Below are 16,082 nucleotides of genomic sequence, written 5' to 3' on the forward strand. Positions count from 1 at the left end.
CGCCAGGGAACGAATACCCTCACCCTGGCCCTCTCCCAGGGGGAGAGGGGACATCCACGGGTCCTCGAGCTCCGTCCAGGAACTCCGTGAACACTCGCGTGAAGCTACGTGGCACCGGGCTCGAGCGCGCAGCACTCGCGGCACAGCGTGCGGTTGCGCGCGTGGGCCACCGCCATGAGCACGCCCCCGCCCAGGGTGAGGCCTGTCTCCAGCGCCTCGCTCGTGCCCTCGGGCAGGAACAGGGCGGCGACCAGCAGCAGCAGCCCCGAGGCCGCGAGCACCAGCACCCCCGCGCGACGATGAAGGCGCCAGCCCGGAACGAAGGCCACCACCGCCGTGAGCGCCACGAAGACCACGAGCCCCTGGTGTACCGCCTCGCCCTCCAGCACCTCCGCGGTGGCGGCGGGGAGGAAGCCGAGCACGAGGGGCAGCAGCATGCAGTGCGCGATGCACAGCGTGGAGAGGAACTGCCCCCATCCGTCCCACGGGGAACGTCCGGCGGTGCTCAGCACGAGGCGTTCTCCAGGAGCCGGAGGGGAATGACGTTGGAGGGCAGCATGGCCCTCATGCCAACCCCGCCCCGCGCCGCGAGGAAGATCCGGGCACGCCGGAGCTCCGGCAGCTGCTCGTCCGCGTCGCGCCAACACTCCAGGAAGGAGGCGAAGGCCGAGGCCGCCTCCGCGAAGGACTCGCGGGCGACATGAACCTCGGCCAGGAGGAACCAGGCATGCCCGCTGCCCGGCCGCTCCTTCACGAGCGCCTCGGCCAACTCCAGTGCCTTGTCCTCACGCCCACAACGCACCCGCATGCGCGCCAACGTCTCACGGACCGGACGGGAGAAGGCGGCGGGCCCCACCGTGCGCAACCGGCGCTCCAGCCGCAGGGCCTTGATGAGCGTGGCCTCGGCGCGGGCGTTGTCGCCCTGACGCGCCTCCAGTGAACCCCTCAGCTCGCATGCCGCCAGCTCCACCACCCGGGCGACATCGCGCGGGCAGAGCAGACGGACGTCGCCCTTCCGCTCATCGGCCAGGGGCGGGTACAGCGCGTCGAGCTCGTCACACATCCGCTCCGCCTCCGCGAACCTTCCCGCCTCCAGGGCGCGCAGACCCCGCGCGTACGTCTCCATTCCGGTGAGCAGCGCCCGCTCGGCCGCGCGAGCCTCCGGCCCCAGCTCCACGCGCAGCTCCGAGGCCGCGCGCCAGAAGCCGAAGCGCAGGTGCGGGCTGAAGACGGAGCCCGCCGCGAACACGAGCGCCTGTCCGAAGTGCGGCGTCACCGACTCCACGCGGGTCCGCAGGCGGCGTGCCCAGCCCTGGGCCTCGCTGTAGCGCCCGGCGTCGGAGCACGCCTGGACGAGCAGCCGCAGCGCCAGACCCGCCACCGGCGCGGCGGACTCGGGCAGCGACTCCTGGGAGAGCCAGGCGTCATCCGTGGCCACCGCGGCCTCGAGCACCTCGCGCGCCTCCCGGGTGTGGCCGGTGCGCAGCAACAACCGCCCGGCGCCGAGCAGGGCCGTCCCCGCCCGGGGCGCCAGCAACCGCAGCCGGCGCGCGCTCTCCAGCGCCGCCTCGGGACGCGCGCTCTCCACCGTCACCTGGCTCCACGCGTAGTGGACGCCCTCGTGGTTCGGGTGCGTGCGCAGCAGCTCGCGCAGCAGTGCCTGCGCATAGGGCAGGCCCATACCGGGACGCCCATCGGACTCGTACCCATCCGCCAGGAAGCCGGCGAGCAACAGGCGCGCCTCGGCGTCCTCCGGGTGCCGGTCGATGAGGGCCTCCATCTCGCGCACGAAGCCGTGGCGGCCATTGGAGGGGCCCTTGTCGGCCAGGAAGGTGGCCGCGACGATATAGCGCTGCTCGGCGTCCGTCACGCCCTCGCTGAGGGCGAGCGCCTTGTTGATGGCCTCCGCCCGGGCCACCGCGTAGCGCGCACCCGGCCCACGCGTCAGGGCCAGACCCCAGTACGCCATGGCGAGCTCCGGATCCCTCCGCGCGGCCTCCGCGAAGGCCCTCCGCGCCTCGGAGCCCCAGCCGAGGTGCAGCAGGCGCAGGCCCTGATCGAAGTACGCCTGGGCCAGGGCCACCCGGGTGCTCACCTTCAGGTGCGCGCGCCCCAGCCCCTCGCGCAACGGAGGCGTGGGGAGCTCCAGGTCCGGGACGTCGTCCCAGGGAGCGGTGGGGAAGATGGAGGGCTCTTCGGCTCGCAGGTGTCGCGCCAGCATGGTGACCTCACTCACGCCCCGGTGAAGGGGACAAACGATTCGTTCTCAACAGACCGCTCCAGCGCTTCCACGCGCTCGGCCAACCGCCGCCACTCCGCCGCCAACGACTCCACGGGCACCGCCGGGGCCTTGCGCCGCGCCGCGAGGCATTCGTGCCGCCAACCCCTGCCCATGAGCGCCACCACCCACTCCTCGTACCCGGCCAGCCATCCGGCCAGGGACGCCACCGCGGCGCGCGCGGCGGAGCACTCGCCCGGGGTGACGGGCTCTCGCGGGGTTCCGAGCGCCGCCGCCTGGAAGACGGGCCAGGCCACGCGCTCCTCATCCACCAGGAACGGGGCGAAGCCGTCGCGCGGCACGTAGACGGACTCACCGCACACCCGGCACAGCGCTCCAAAACCCCACAGCGTGAAGGCCCCTCCCCCGGGCAACGCACCCGAGTAGGCGCTGGTGCCCTGCTGCCCCGCCGGAATGCGCTCGCGGGTCAGGCCACGGCGCAGCAGCAGGTTGTCCGTGTGGGAGACATCGCGGCCGATGCACCACATGGAGATCTCGAACAGTCGCTCGCCATCGCGCCGCACATCCAGCGGCAGGGCGTGGAGAAGGGAGGAGCCCATCACGTGCCTCCTCAGCTCGCCTTGGCCGCCGTGCCCTTGCGGACCGGCACCTCACCGAACAGCGACTTGAAGTCCGCCGGCGGGCCACCCTTCTTGCTCAGCACGGCGTTCACCGCGCGCACCAGCTTGCCGCGCACCTTCGCCGGCAACGGCTGGTCCTCCAGGGCGGCGTTCACCTGCTGCACGCTCACGCCCCGGCCGCTCTTCGGCTTGCCGATGCCCAGCTCCGCGTACGGCTTGCCCTGCTTCTCCTTGTCGCGCCGCTTGTCGGAGCGCTGCTTCGCCAGCTTGCGATCCTCCTCGGAGCGGGACTCGAGCTGGCTGGACAGGCGCACCAGCGTCTTCGGCTCGAGCTTCTGGTCGGACAGGAACTGCTTGAAGGTACCCATGGTCATCTCCTGTTGAAGGGGGGTTACGAGCGGGAGTGCTCAGTGCTCGTGGTCGTGCTCCGACTCCTCGATGACGAGCGAGACGCTGCTCTGACTGGCGGGGCCGAAGGTCAGCGTGTACGTGCCCACCTCGAGCGGAGCCACGTAACGGCCCTTGATGTCACCGCACTGCTCCGAGCTCTTCGCGGACTCCTCGAACGCCACCGCCTGCCCGGAGGAGCTGGTGACCGTCAGGGACACGTCCGCGCCCAGGAAGAAGACGTAGTCGGTGGCCTCGGCCGCGGCGAACGACACCGAGCCGGTGTAGTTGCCCCCGGTGCCCGCCGGCAGCGTGATGTCGTAGCGCTTGTGATCATTGCCCACGGAGGGAAGCGTTCCGCTCGTCGAGGCGCTCGCGGTGACGGCGACCGCGGGGCCCTCCGCGAGGTGCTCGCAGCCTTCGACATCGACCTCGTTGGACTCGCCGCAACCCACGAGCAGCGCGCTCGACAGCAGGCAGGCGGACAGCAACTTCTTCATCATGGTGTGTGACTCCAGGTGTGGACTGCGTTGGTGGTGCTGCGATGTCCCCACGCTCCCGCCCCGGGGACGGAATGGGACGCCCGGAACGTGGGGGAAGGCGCACGCGGACACACGGCGGGGTGGACATCGACTCGCGCACGGGTGCCTCGCGGCGGCGCTCCGCGCGTGCGGAAGGGGGCGCGCCCCCAGGGCCTCAGGAGAGGCACGGGTTCGCGTCCGGACGCACGGAGGGAGTCTCCGAGGGCAACGGCGCTGTCGATGTTCGAAGGGCGCTGGAAGGACGGAAACGCGAGCCGGGAGGGCGGATACCCTCACCCCGGCCCTCTCCCAGAGGGAGAGGGAGGACGCGCTCCGGCCCCCTCACCCCGCTCCTCTCCCGAAAGAGAGGAAGGGCGTGCTCAGGCCCGAGGCGGTGACGACTTGGGTGCCAGGTGGAGCCACGCGACCTGCGGCTCCACGGCGAGGCTGTCCACCTCCAGCACCGGGCCCGACAGGACCAGCGCTTCCGGCGGCAGCGTCACTCCGACGGACGGCTGCACCACCCGGCGGAGGAAGACATGGGCGCAGTGCGCATCCGCGCCGTGCACGGACACCTTCGCATCCGTGCGAGCGATCCGCTCGTCGTCGAACGACGGACGCACCTGCGCGGACGCGCTCCCCTGCTCGACCCCCTCCTCGTGCAACAGATCACCGTGCTCGAGGCACGTGTTGTGCTGCACCAGGAAGAAGTGGGCCGCGCTTCCCAGGTACGCCAGCACGCACAGCAGCACCAGCGGCAGCGCCAGCAGGCGGGGCCGTCGGGACAGCGTGGGCTCTTGGCGGAGGGAGCGGCTCACGGGAAACAGGGTTTCAGGCGAAATACAGTTGCCTCTTCATTTTGTACGCGAGGGAGGGCGCGTGTGCAAGCGGTGACGCGGCGCCCCTCCGCAAACACACGAAATCAGACGGCGTATCCCATGGCGCCCGCCTTCACCGGGGCCTCTGGATCCAGCATCACGTTGACGCACGCCACCGTGCCACTGGCCAGGGCACGCTCGAGCGCGGGGCGGATCCGCGCCGGCTCCGTCACGAGCTCGCCATGGCCGCCGAACGCCTCCACCACCTTGTCGTACCGGGTGGGCGCCAGTCGCGTCCCCGGCGATTTCTCCTCGCCGAACATCTGCACCTGGGGAATGCGGATCTGCCCCCACGAGGCGTCGTTGCCCACCACGCACACCATGGGCAGCTTGAAGCGCAGCGCCGTTTCGAAGTCCATGCCGTTGAGGCCGAACGAGCCGTCCCCCTGGATGATCCAATGCGTGCGCTCCGGGTGCAGCACCTTCGAGGCCAGGGCGAACGGAGCCCCCACGCCGAGGCACCCGAGCGGGCCCGGATCCAACCACCGGCCCGGATTGCGCAGTTCGATCACCTTGGCCGCCATGGCGACCCAGTTACCGCCATCCGCGATGAACACCGGATCCTGCCCCGGCCCGTTGGCCACGTCCGACATCTCCCGGGCCAGCCGGTAGTGGTGGATGGGCACGCCATCGTCCTTCGTCCACTGCTCCAGATCGCGCAGCTTCTTCTGCTCGCGCTCGCGCAGTTGCGAAATGAAGGCATCCCGCTTCACCCGGGGCGACGCATCCGCGAAGGCGGTGAGCGCGCTGAAGCTGTCCGCGATGATGCCCACGTCCACCGCGCGGTTGCGCCCCACCTCGGTCGGATCGATGTCCACCTGGACGATCTTCGACTCGGCGCTGAAGGTGGGCTCGGCGCCGTAGTTGAGCCGGAAGTCGAAGGGCGTGCCGATGACGAACACCAGGTCCGCCGCGCTCAGCGCGTCCTTGCGCGTGTGCTGGAAGAAGAGCGGGTGGTTCGCCGGCAGACAGCCGCGTCCCGCGCCATTGAGGAACACGGGGATCTGCGCGGTCTCCGCGAAGCGCCGCAGCGCGTCCCATGCGCCATCCCAGTACACCGACGAGCCGGCGATGAGGGCGGGGTGCTCGGCCGTCCGCAGCAGCGCCATCGCCTCGTCCACCTTGCGGGGATCCGGCGCCTGCCGCGCGTCCGTGCGGTAGCCGCGCGGAAGCAGCAGGGAGTCCTCGTCCACGCCGTTGCAGAGCACATCCCAGGCGAGCTCCAGGAACACCGGCCCCGGCCTTCCGGAGAGCGCCACGCGGAAGGCCTTGGCGAGGTAGGACGGCACCAACTCCGGCGTGGGGACGCGATCCGACCACTTGGAGATGCGGTGGAAGAGGTCCACCTGCTCCATCTCCTGCAACGAGCCACGGCTCTGGTTGAAGATGGGGGCCGCGCCTCCCAGGAGGATCATCGGCGAGCTGGCCGCGTGGGCGTTGGCCACGCCGGTGAGCGCATCCGTCACCCCGGGGCCGGCCGTCACCACCGCCACGCCCACGCCGCGCGTCACCCGGGCGTAGGCATCCGCCGCGTGGGCGGCCGCCTGCTCGTGGCGGGTGTCGATGACCTGGATGCCCTCCTCCACGCATCCCGCGTAGATGGGCGCCACATGCAGCCCCGACAAGGTGAAGATGTGCCGGACGCCCTCCTTCCTCAGCATCCGCCCGACGAGCTGTCCTCCGGTGAGCATGCCCATATCGCGATTCCTCCCTGTGTTCGGAACCTCGGAAGTCCCGCGATCATCTCCAAATCGGGCCGCTCTGGAAGCCCCTGGATGCCCGCTCCCCCCTGGACCGGCACGGGATGCTCCTGACGGTTATGTGTCGAAGGCACTCCCCGGATGCCCCTCGCCGGAGTAGGAAGGCGCCCGAAAATAGAAGGATTCCCCGTGCAAGAATTCCTGGAAGTGCTGCGGCGCCAGGCGGTCCACTTCGGACCCGAGCTGGCGCGCACCGCGTACGCGCGAGGCCTGGCCGTCACCCAGAAGGACGGTACCTCCCGGCCCATCCCCGTCACCGCCACCCCCGTCATCCTCGACGCCGCGGAGATCCGCCGGCGCGCCACCCTCTCCGCGCACCTGGCCTCGGCCACGGTGAAGATGACACACGCGCTGCTCGCCGGAGCGCGGCGTGAGCTGGTGCTGGGCGGACTGTCCCCCCTCGAGCGCGAGCTCACCGAGCGCACCTTCTCCAACGTGACGCGGCTGGCCACCACGCGGGTGGACTACTTCGTGGACTCGAGGCCGCGCGCCCTGGAGCTCAACGCCACCATCCCGGCCATGCAGGGCTACTCGGACATCGCCGCGCGCACCTTCATCGAGGTGGTGGCCCGGCACTTCCGCTACCCCGAGAAGGCCCTCCACGCCGTCATCGCCGCCAACGGCAGCAACGCGCTCGCCCTCTACCGGGCCCTGCTGGACGGCTACGCCGCCGAGCGCGATGGGAAGACGCCGGAGACGATCGCCCTGCTCTGCCGCCGAAACGACGCGCAGCTCACCGAGCAGCGCTACCTGTGCGAGCGCTTCCGCGAGTTCGGCGCGGACGCGGACGTCGTCCACCCGGACGAGGTCTCCGGCGACGAGTCCTTCGAGGTGCGCGGCAAGCGGTACGACCTGGTGTACCGGCACCTCTTCGTGCGGCGGCTGGAGGAGACTCCGGCGCCGTGGGTGCAGGACTTCTTCGGCACGGTGCCGGGCCGCAAGGCGGTGCTGCTCAACCCGCCGGCCTCTCCGGTGGAGGTGAAGACGACCTTCGCCCTGCTCTCACAGGCGCTCGTGGAGCCCGCGCTCGCCGAGGCCGCGGGCCTGACGCCCGAGGAGCTGGAGGCGGTGCGCACCTCGGTGCCCTGGACGCGTCCCTTCCGGCATGGCCCCGGAGTGGGTCCGGACGGTGAGCACCTGGAGGACCTGGTGGCGCGCGTGGCGGCGGAGCCCGGACGCTTCGTCCTCAAGCGAGCATGGGACTACGGCGGCCGGGCGGTCTACCTTGGCCGCTCGGTGGGCACTCCGGCGTTCGAGGAGCGGGCGCGCGCCGCGTACGGCACGGTGCCCACGTGGGCGGAGCTGTGCGAGCGCGCCTCCACGGATTCGGCCGGTGGCGGCTTCGTGGTGCAGCAGGTGGTGGAGACCACGCCCGAGGAGCACCTGTTGTGCGAGGAGCACGGCGTGACGCCCATGCGGCTCCACGTGGACTACTCCGCCTATGCGTCGGTGGGGCTGGCGAAACAGCCGGCCTGGGGTGGTGTGTGCCGGGGCTCCACCTCGGAGATCGTCAACATCGTGGGCGGGGGCGGCGTGCTGCCGCTCATCACCACCGAAGTGGCCCAGAAGCTGTTGATGGCTTGGAAGGCGCTCTAATCACCGGGAGCGGACATCCGGCCATCGCCAACGCCTTCCTGCTGACCGCGGGCACCTTCGGGGCGATGAGCGCCTTCGCGACGATCACCAAAGAAGGATCCGAGCGGCTGGGGCTCCTTCCTCTTCATGGGCCTCATCGGCGTGCTCATCGCCAGCAGCATCCACGTCTTTCGTAGCTGGCGCACTGGGTGCGACTGCGCTGGCTCCGTCTACACCCCCCCTGTCAGGACCTTGTTCTCCTGACTTAGGCTTCCCGGCATGGCCAACGAGCGCGAGCGGATTCCGGAAGACAGCGGGCTGGAGCTGGACTGGAAGGGGCGCACCGCGCCCGAGGAGCGCGCCCAGCAGCAGCCGGTGCTCGTCGAAACGGGGGCGGGCCGCGGGGCGCCTGGAGAGCCGCGCTACATGAGCCCGGAGCTGAGGCTCACGCTCGCCCCGCTGTTCGAGGGCTCGGGCCTGCGCATCCGCCAGATGCGCGAGAGGGCGGAGATCCTCGTGGGTTGGGAGACGCGCAACCGCTACGAGGCCAGCGGCCTGGATGGGCGCTTCATGCTGTACATCGGTGAGACGGGAGAGGGCTGGGGCACCGCGTTCCTGCGCAACTTCTGGCCCTTCCGCCGGGTGGAGCTGGAGTGCCTGACCCAGGGGGGAACGCTCGCCCTCAAGCTCGAGCAGCCCTGGACGTTCTTCTTCACCTACGTGGAGGTGAAGGCCTGGGATGGGCGCCTGCTGGGCACCATCCAGCAGCGCCTCGGGCTGCTACACCGCACCTTCGACCTGTGCTCGCCCGGAGGCTCGGTGATGGCCACGCTGGAGGGCCCGCTGTGGCGGCCGTGGACCTTCCGCGTCAAGCAACGCGGCGAGGAGGTGGCCACCATCCGCAAGCAGTGGAGCGGGCTCGGCACGGAGGTATTCAGCGACTCCGACAACTTCGGCGTGGAGTTCCACCCGGCCCTCACCGACGCCCGGCTCCGGCAGATGGTGCTCGCCGCCACGCTGATGGTGGACCTCTGCTACTTCGAGGAAGGCCGCAGCAGCCCCGCGGGCTTCCTCCTGGACTTCTTCGACTGAGAGGGCCGGCCCGGGCCCTACTCCTCGGCCTTCTTGCGCGAGAACGGCATCAGCAGCCGCTCCACGGGCTGGCCTCCCACGAGGTGCTCGTCGACGATGGCGGGCACGTCCTCGGGCTTCACGCCCCCGTACCAGGTGCCTTCCGGATAGACGACCACGGACACCCCGAACGAGCAGGTGTCGAGGCACCCGGCGGCGTTGGCCCTCATCTGCCCCTTGAGGCCCCGCTTCTCCAGCTCCTCCTTGAAGCGGGCGCGGACCTCTTCACCACCCTTGGTGGCGCAGCATCCCTTGGGGTGCCCATCGGGACGCCGGTTGGTGCAGACGAATACGTGACGTTTGAAGGGGGGCATGTCGCCCTCCTAACGCGGCTTCCGTCCAAAAGCGATTAACGCGTTCGTGACCTGTCTGCCCCTTTCTTGCCTGGGGGCCTTGGTGGCCGGACGATCCGTGCACAGACTCTCAGCAAACATCCGCTAGTGATCATCGGGCTTTCCGCGGGAGTGACCCTACATGACTCGTCATCCGATGACGATCCACTACACAGGTGGCTGCTCAAGAGAGTTGATCGCCAGCCGGGCAAGCTTTAGATCGGCTCCCTCGTCGCGGCCCCAAGCCGTGACAGTTGTTCCGGATGTGGACCGTCGGATCGGTCACACTCCCCTATCGGTAGGTGGCGCAATGATGGCGGGCACAAGATCTGGGGGGCACAGAACCTTGACGAATCCGGAACGAAGATCGTACCTTTACTTACCTGCCTGCCCCCCTGACGGGCGGGCGAACTCCCAACATACGAATCTTTGACCGGACCCCACGCACCCTTCCCTACCCAGGAAGGAAGCGTGTCGAACGAGTTCTCTTGATCCCAAGAGATCTCGCGGGCTTGGTATTTTGCAAATTTTGCAGTCATACGCTGAGTGAAAAGCGTCGGAGGGACCATGGAGCACGACCTGAGCGCCACGGCAGCAGTACTGGACGGTAAGGAGACGGCGGCGGGACTGAGGGCGAAGGCCCCCGCCGGCGGGCTGACGGTGGAGCGCTTCTTCACGACGCCGGGAGTGGATCCCGCCGACGAGCTGGCGTGGGAGCTGCGCACGGCGGCCATCTCGGGCGAGGACGGGAAGTCCGTCTTCGAGCAGAAGAACGTGGAGGTGCCCAAGTCCTGGTCGATGCTGGCCACCAACGTGGTGGCGTCGAAGTACTTCCGGGGCACGCCGGGAACGCCGGAGCGTGAGACGAGCGTGCGCCGGCTGGTGGGCCGCGTGGTGGACACCCTCACCCGCTGGGGCGCCGAGGGCGGCTACTTCGCCACGGCCACGGACCGCGACACGTTCCACGCGGAGCTCACGCACCTGCTGCTGCGCCAGAAGGCGGCCTTCAACTCGCCCGTCTGGTTCAACGTGGGCGTGGAGGAGCACCCGCAGTGCTCGGCGTGCTTCATCAACTCCGTGGGTGACTCCATGGAGTCCATCCTGGGCCTGGCCAAGACGGAGGGCATGCTCTTCAAGTACGGCTCGGGCACGGGCAGCAACCTGTCCACCATCCGCTCGAGCAAGGAGCTGCTGGCCGGCGGAGGCACCGCGTCCGGCCCCGTGTCCTTCATGAAGGGCTTCGACGCGTTCGCCGGCGTCATCAAGAGCGGTGGCAAGACGCGCCGCGCGGCGAAGATGGTCATCCTCAACGCGGACCACCCGGACGTGCTGGACTTCGTGCGCTGCAAGGCCAACGAGGAGAAGAAGGCCTGGGCGCTCATCGAGGCCGGGTATGACCCGAGCTTCAACGGCGAGGCGTACTCGTCCGTGTTCTTCCAGAACTCGAACAACTCGGTGCGCGTCACCGACGAGTTCATGCGCGCGGTGGTGAACGACGGCGCGTGGACGACGTACGCGGTGCGCGACAGGCGTCCCATGGACACCCTCAAGGCGCGCGAGCTGTTCCGGGAGATCGCCGAGGCGGCGCACCTGTGCGGTGATCCGGGCCTGCAGTTCGACACCACCATCAACACCTGGCACACCTGCTCGAACACGGACCGCATCAACGCGTCCAATCCGTGCTCGGAGTACATGTTCCTCGACGACTCGGCCTGCAACCTGGCGTCGTTGAACCTGATGCACTTCCGCACCATCGACGGCGACTTCGACGTCACCGCCTTCAAGCACGCGGTGGACGTGGTGCTGCTGGCGATGGAGATCATCGTCGGCTTCTCCAAGTACCCCTCGGAGAAGATCGCCCAGAACAGCCACGCGTTCCGGCCGCTGGGCCTGGGCTACGCCAACCTGGGCGCGCTGCTGATGGCCACGGGCCTGCCGTATGACTCGGATGCGGGCCGCAACTACGCGGCGGCCATCACCTCGCTGATGTGCGGCGAGGCGTACGCGATGAGCGCGCGCATGGCGGGCAAGATGGGGCCCTTCGCGGGCTACGAGAAGAACGAGGAGCCGTTCCTCGGCGTCATCCGCCGGCACCGCAAGGCGGCCTACAACGTCCAGCAGGAGGGCGTGTCCGCCGAGCTGTTCGAGGCCCAGAAGAAGGCGTGGGACGAGGCGCTCACGCTCGGCATCCAGTCCGGCTTCCGCAACAGCCAGGTGACGGTGCTGGCGCCCACGGGGACCATCGGCTTCATGATGGACTGCGACACCACGGGCATCGAACCGGACATCGCTCTCATCAAGTACAAGAAGCTGGTGGGCGGCGGCATGCTGAAGATCGTCAACCAGACGGTGCCGCAGGCGCTGGAGAAGCTGGGCTACCCGCAGACCCAGGCGCAGGACATCATCACCTACCTGGACAAGCACGAGACCATCGAGGGCGCCCCGCACCTCAAGCCCGAGCACCTGCCGGTGTTCGACTGCGCCTTCAAGCCGGCGAAGGGCCAGCGCAGCATCCACTGGATGGGCCACCTGAAGATGATGGGCGCGACGCAGCCCTTCCTGTCGGGCGCCATCTCCAAGACGGTGAACATGCCGTCGGACGCCACGGTGGAGGACATCGAGAAGGCGTACATCGAGGCGTGGCGACTGGGGCTGAAGGCGGTGGCGGTGTACCGCGACGGCTGCAAGCGGACCCAGCCGCTGAACACCTCGAAGGAGAAGGTGAAGGACACGAAGGCGGCGGTGGCCGAGCCCGCGCTGGCGGCGGCGAGGGACGCCAACGCGATGCGCCGGAGGCTGCCGGACGAGCGGCAGGCGATCACCCACAAGTTCTCCATCGGTGGCCACGAGGGCTACCTGACGGTGGGCATGTACGAGGACGGCACGCCGGGCGAGCTCTTCTGCGTGATGGCGAAGGAGGGCTCGGTGGTGAGCGGTCTGATGGACAGCTTCGCGACGGCGGTGTCGCTGGCGCTGCAGTACGGCGTGCCGCTGCAGGTGCTGGTGGACAAGTTCAGCCACACGCGCTTCGAGCCGAGCGGCTTCACGGGCAACCCGGCGGTGCCGATCGCCAAGTCGATCGTCGACTACATCTTCCGGTGGCTGTCGCTGAAGTTCCTGCCGAGCGAGCAGGCCGACGGGATGGAGGAGGCGGTGGAGAAGCAGGTGGCGGTGGCCGAGCCGGCGAAGACGGTACAGGTGACGTCGGTGGCGCTGCCGATGTCGACGCCTCGCAGGACGTACCTGAACCAGGCGGACGCGCCGCCGTGCCACACGTGCGGAGAGATCATGGTGCGCAACGGCGCCTGCTACAAGTGCAGCAACTGCGGCACCACGAGCGGCTGCAGCTGAGCCCCCTCCCCTCTCCCCCTGGGAGAGGGACAGGGTGAGGGTATGGGGTGGACATGGGTTCACCCCTGCGCCCATCGAGGCTCCGGTACTCACGTACCGGGGCCTTTTTCATTGGGGACTGGAGCGCGGCGAGAGCAGCGGGACGGGCACGGAGGGCCCGCCCTGTTACATCGAGGAGTCGTGCAGCCGGCCGTAGGCCGCCGAGGCCTCCGCCATGAGCAGCTCCAGCTCGTCGAGCTCCTCGGGGCCGAACGGCGAGGGACCCCCGTCGATGACGACGAACCCCACCGTGCGCTGGTGCAACCGGATCGGCGCGGCCACCATGTGAGAGAACGACTCGCCCAGGGCCGCGAAGAGCGCCTCGTCCTCCGGAGTCTCCGGCACGCTGGAGACCACGGCCCTGCCACCCGCCGCGGCCATGGCGAGGAGCGAGGGCGCATCGAGATCCACCTGCAGCGCCGACACCGCGGGCTTGTTGCTCCCGGGGCCGAACCCACGCCCCACCCGGGCGACGCCGAACGTCTCACCCAGCAGGAACCCGCGCGGGAAACGACCCTGGGCGTAGGACAGCACCACCTTGCCCAGCTCGCCCTGGGTCGTGGCCTGCCTCAGCGCCTCGAGCGCCTCCTGGATCTGTACCAGTTGGGCACCCTGGGATGCCCCATTCCACTCCGCGAAGGCATCGGCGGGAGACTCAGCCGCGTCCATCGCACTCGCGGGCGGCTCGGCCGAAGGATCCCAGGTCGGGATGAACTCATGCAGGGATGCCAGCTGGAGCTCGCCCTCCGCGCCGAAACCGCCGGGCTCGGTGGAGCCCGCGTCCTGCGACGAGAAATCCACCTCGATCGCCCGCCGCGACCAGGCGGACTCGGCGCCCGACCCGATCTGGTCCAGGGGCGAGGCCACCTCCATCTCCCCAGCCGGCACCGGGGGAAGCTCGACGGGCTGCACGGGGGCGGCCCTGGGCTTCGACGTGGCGCTCGTTCCCGAGGCAATGTCCTGGGAGTGGGCCGCCGGGCTGGCGGCGGCTGGCTCCCGAGCTGGCGAGGGTTCGACCTTCGCGGGCCCTGGCGCGGCAGCCGGCTTCGGGAGAGGCGCTTCCTTGGGAGCCGCCGGAGCTGAAACCACCGAAGGAGCACCCACCGACGCACCCGGAGCGGGAGCCGCGGGCTTGGCCTCCAGCGCTGGAGCGGCGGGCGCGGGCTGGGCGGGAGGCGTGGTGGACTGCGCGCCAACAGGCGCCGAGGCCTGTGGCGCGGAGGACGCCGCCTGCGCAACGGTGGACTCCGAAGCGGACGGAGCCCGAGGCGCGACAGGTGCGGCCTGGGGGGCGGGAGCGCCAGGAGGAACCGCCGCGCGCGGAGCCCCCGGCGTGGGCTGAGGCGCCGGCGCACTGGGAGCCGCCGCCTTCGGAGCCGGCAGGGGCTGGGAAGACGGGCCCGCCCCCGGAGCACTGGCCGGGGCAGCCGTCACGGGTGACGAGCCACCCGGAGGAACCGTCCCGCTCTGCGTCGACGCGGGGACGGAAGCCCCCGTGGGCGGAGCTCCCGTCGGCGAAGGACGAGCCGCGGCGCTCGGAGACTCCTGACGCGGAGCCATCCCCGCGGGCGGAGCCCCCACGGGCGGACGCGTCATCGCGGGCCCTCCCGGAGGGACCTGGGCGCTCGGAGGCACGGGCGAGGCCCCAGGCGTCGGACCCGGAGGTACGGGCGAGGCCCCAGGTGCCGGAGGACGCACCTGCGCCGCTCCCGGCTGAGCCGCCTGAGCGTCCGGGGGACGTGCCGGGCTCGCGGCCTGTGGCGGTACCTGAGCCGTGCTCGCACCAGGGGCGGACGGAGCCCCAACGAGCCCCGGAGGAACCGTGGCACCGGTGGGCGGAGCCGATCCCTGACCGCTCCGAGGCGTCATACCCGGAGGCATGTTCTGCCCGGGTTGGGCGGGCCCACCCGCCGTGGGCGCGGCACCCGCGGGCTTCGCGACCGCCGGTGCTCCCGGGGGAGCGGACGTCACGGGCGCGGACGGCCGCGGGGGCACGGCCCCCGCCGGTACACCACTCTGCGTGACCGGCGCGGGGGGCAATCTCGGCGCGGCGGGCTGCTGCGGAGTTCCTGCTCCGGCGGGTGCTCCGGCCACGGGCGCACCCGCTTGCGCCGGCCGTGGAGGCGCGGCCGCGGGAGGCGCGCCCCCCGGCACTCCCGGCGCCGTGGGAGCTCTCACCGGAGCGCCAGCGGACGCTCCAGCCGAGGGCTGAGCCGGCGTGGCTCCAGCGGGTGGGCTCCCCGGCGCGCCAGGGGCGCCCGGCGGGCGTGGAGGCACGGCCCCCGCCGGAACACTCCCCGGCGCTCCCTGCACCGGAACGCCTCCCGCGGTCGTCACCGCGGGCCTCGGAGGCACCGCACCACCGGGCGCGGCACCGGGTGCACCCGGAATGGTGGGCGCCCCCATCGGAGCAGCGGGCTTCGCGGCAGTCGCGGCCGGAGGCGGAGGGGCACCCGTCGGCGCGGGCCGCATGCCGGGAGGCTGTCCCGGAGCGGGCGCCGACGGAGGCTGAGCCTGTTGGGGGCTCGTCCCAGCGGGGGCGCCAGGAGCCGGAGCGGGCGGAGTGGGCCCGGGCCGTGCGGCGGCGGGCGCGGGCTGCGCGGAACCCGGAGCGGGAGCTCCCGCGGGCGACGGCCTCGGCGGAGCAGCCGGAGCCGGCTGGGCCGAGGCGGGCATCCCCTGCGTTGGCGACAGAGCCGCGGGCCGTTGTACGGCCGGAGCCCCTGGCCCCGCCGAGGGCTTGGATTGACCCGGGCGCACGGGGCGCGTCGGCTTGGGGATGCCGTATCCCTTCTCCAACAACTGGAAGAGGCGCAGCTCCGTCACGATGGACGGCACGATGCGCATGCCCGTGGCGAAGCCGAGCGCGTCCACGTGCTTCGGATCATGCGGGCTCACCATGGCCACGCGCAGGCGGCGGCCTTCCAGCGCCAGCGGGAACGCCAGGTGGTTGCGCGCCAGCTCCGGCTTGAGCAGCGCCACGGTCTCGGCCGTCACCGCTTCCAACTCCGCTTCCGTCGCGAGTGGGAAGTGATACGCGTCCGACAACGCCTGTCCCAACGTGGCCATGTCGAGCAGACCCAGCTCGACGAGGTTGGTACCCAGGCTGCCGCCGTAGATGAGTTGTGACTTCAGTGCCTCATCGAGTTGCGACTGAGAGATGAGGCCCTTGCGGACCAGATGCGCTCCGAGCTGTTCGCCCATTCTGGAGCGATATTAGACCGGTCCGTGACCAAGAGCGCGGACGAC

12 protein-coding genes are annotated in these 16,082 nt (G+C 70.5%); 3 read left to right on the top strand and 9 right to left on the bottom strand.

Annotated elements, in window-relative coordinates:
* Positions 1-104: 104 nt before the first annotated feature.
* The 7 genes from JQX13_RS48365 to JQX13_RS48395 all read right to left on the bottom strand — a co-directional run bounded on the left by JQX13_RS48365 (position 105) and on the right by JQX13_RS48395 (position 6,342).
* On the bottom strand, positions 105-512 hold the full coding sequence (locus JQX13_RS48365) for a MerC domain-containing protein (RefSeq protein ID WP_203406151.1): 408 nt from the start codon (positions 510-512) through the stop codon (positions 105-107).
* Positions 506-2,221, bottom strand: coding sequence for a tetratricopeptide repeat protein (locus JQX13_RS48370; RefSeq protein WP_203406152.1), 1,716 nt, complete (start codon positions 2,219-2,221; stop codon positions 506-508). Before JQX13_RS48370 ends, JQX13_RS48365 begins: the two co-directional genes overlap by 7 nt.
* A gap of 11 nt (positions 2,222-2,232) precedes the next feature.
* Positions 2,233-2,838, bottom strand: a complete 606-nt coding sequence (locus JQX13_RS48375; protein WP_203406153.1) for a hypothetical protein — start codon at positions 2,836-2,838, stop codon at positions 2,233-2,235.
* Between the two features lie 11 nt (positions 2,839-2,849).
* Positions 2,850-3,227 (bottom strand): hypothetical protein, encoded by a 378-nt coding sequence (locus JQX13_RS48380; protein ID WP_203406154.1) that lies wholly within the window; start codon positions 3,225-3,227, stop codon positions 2,850-2,852.
* Between the two features lie 39 nt (positions 3,228-3,266).
* A complete protein-coding gene (locus JQX13_RS48385) occupies positions 3,267-3,749 on the bottom strand; it encodes a hypothetical protein (protein WP_203406155.1) in 483 nt (160 codons plus the stop codon).
* Between the two features lie 398 nt (positions 3,750-4,147).
* Complete coding sequence (locus tag JQX13_RS48390) at positions 4,148-4,585, bottom strand: hypothetical protein (RefSeq protein ID WP_203406156.1); 438 nt, start codon at positions 4,583-4,585, stop codon at positions 4,148-4,150.
* A 104-nt stretch (positions 4,586-4,689) separates the two neighbouring features.
* The gene (locus tag JQX13_RS48395; RefSeq protein WP_203406157.1) at positions 4,690-6,342 is read right to left on the bottom strand and encodes a thiamine pyrophosphate-binding protein; all 1,653 of its coding nucleotides are present in this window, start codon (positions 6,340-6,342) and stop codon (positions 4,690-4,692) included.
* A gap of 192 nt (positions 6,343-6,534) precedes the next feature.
* Between JQX13_RS48395 and JQX13_RS48400 the strand changes: the two genes are divergently transcribed.
* Together JQX13_RS48400 and JQX13_RS48405 are read left to right on the top strand one after the other, a co-directional pair.
* Complete coding sequence (locus JQX13_RS48400; RefSeq protein WP_203406158.1) at positions 6,535-8,001, top strand: hypothetical protein; 1,467 nt, start codon at positions 6,535-6,537, stop codon at positions 7,999-8,001.
* 258 nt (positions 8,002-8,259) lie between these two features.
* On the top strand, positions 8,260-9,072 hold the full coding sequence (locus JQX13_RS48405) for a phospholipid scramblase-related protein (protein WP_203406159.1): 813 nt from the start codon (positions 8,260-8,262) through the stop codon (positions 9,070-9,072).
* 17 nt (positions 9,073-9,089) lie between these two features.
* Here JQX13_RS48405 and JQX13_RS48410 read toward each other — a convergent pair whose 3' ends face one another.
* Positions 9,090-9,425: a (2Fe-2S) ferredoxin domain-containing protein gene (locus JQX13_RS48410; protein ID WP_203406160.1), complete on the bottom strand. Its 336-nt coding sequence runs from the start codon at positions 9,423-9,425 to the stop codon at positions 9,090-9,092.
* 585 nt (positions 9,426-10,010) lie between these two features.
* Here JQX13_RS48410 and JQX13_RS48415 point away from each other — a divergent pair.
* On the top strand, positions 10,011-12,794 hold the full coding sequence (locus JQX13_RS48415; protein WP_203406161.1) for a vitamin B12-dependent ribonucleotide reductase: 2,784 nt from the start codon (positions 10,011-10,013) through the stop codon (positions 12,792-12,794).
* A 165-nt stretch (positions 12,795-12,959) separates the two neighbouring features.
* Here the strand turns inward: JQX13_RS48415 and JQX13_RS48420 are convergent, their stop codons facing one another.
* The gene (locus JQX13_RS48420; protein ID WP_203406162.1) at positions 12,960-16,037 is read right to left on the bottom strand and encodes a hypothetical protein; all 3,078 of its coding nucleotides are present in this window, start codon (positions 16,035-16,037) and stop codon (positions 12,960-12,962) included.
* Between the last annotated feature and the right edge of the window lie 45 nt (positions 16,038-16,082).

This window comes from Archangium violaceum (genome assembly GCF_016859125.1).
Taxonomy (GTDB): domain Bacteria; phylum Myxococcota; class Myxococcia; order Myxococcales; family Myxococcaceae; genus Archangium; species Archangium violaceum_A.

Coding starts and splice junctions, on each gene's coding strand:
- JQX13_RS48370 (WP_203406152.1), bottom strand. CDS start 2,221: ATGCTGGCGCGACACCTGCGAGCCGAAGAGCCCTCCATCTTCCCCACC.
- JQX13_RS48375 (WP_203406153.1), bottom strand. CDS start 2,838: ATGGGCTCCTCCCTTCTCCACGCCCTGCCGCTGGATGTGCGGCGCGAT.
- JQX13_RS48380 (WP_203406154.1), bottom strand. CDS start 3,227: ATGGGTACCTTCAAGCAGTTCCTGTCCGACCAGAAGCTCGAGCCGAAG.
- JQX13_RS48385 (WP_203406155.1), bottom strand. CDS start 3,749: ATGATGAAGAAGTTGCTGTCCGCCTGCCTGCTGTCGAGCGCGCTGCTC.
- JQX13_RS48395 (WP_203406157.1), bottom strand. CDS start 6,342: ATGGGCATGCTCACCGGAGGACAGCTCGTCGGGCGGATGCTGAGGAAG.
- JQX13_RS48405 (WP_203406159.1), top strand. CDS start 8,260: ATGGCCAACGAGCGCGAGCGGATTCCGGAAGACAGCGGGCTGGAGCTG.
- JQX13_RS48410 (WP_203406160.1), bottom strand. CDS start 9,425: ATGCCCCCCTTCAAACGTCACGTATTCGTCTGCACCAACCGGCGTCCC.
- JQX13_RS48415 (WP_203406161.1), top strand. CDS start 10,011: ATGGAGCACGACCTGAGCGCCACGGCAGCAGTACTGGACGGTAAGGAG.
- JQX13_RS48420 (WP_203406162.1), bottom strand. CDS start 16,037: ATGGGCGAACAGCTCGGAGCGCATCTGGTCCGCAAGGGCCTCATCTCT.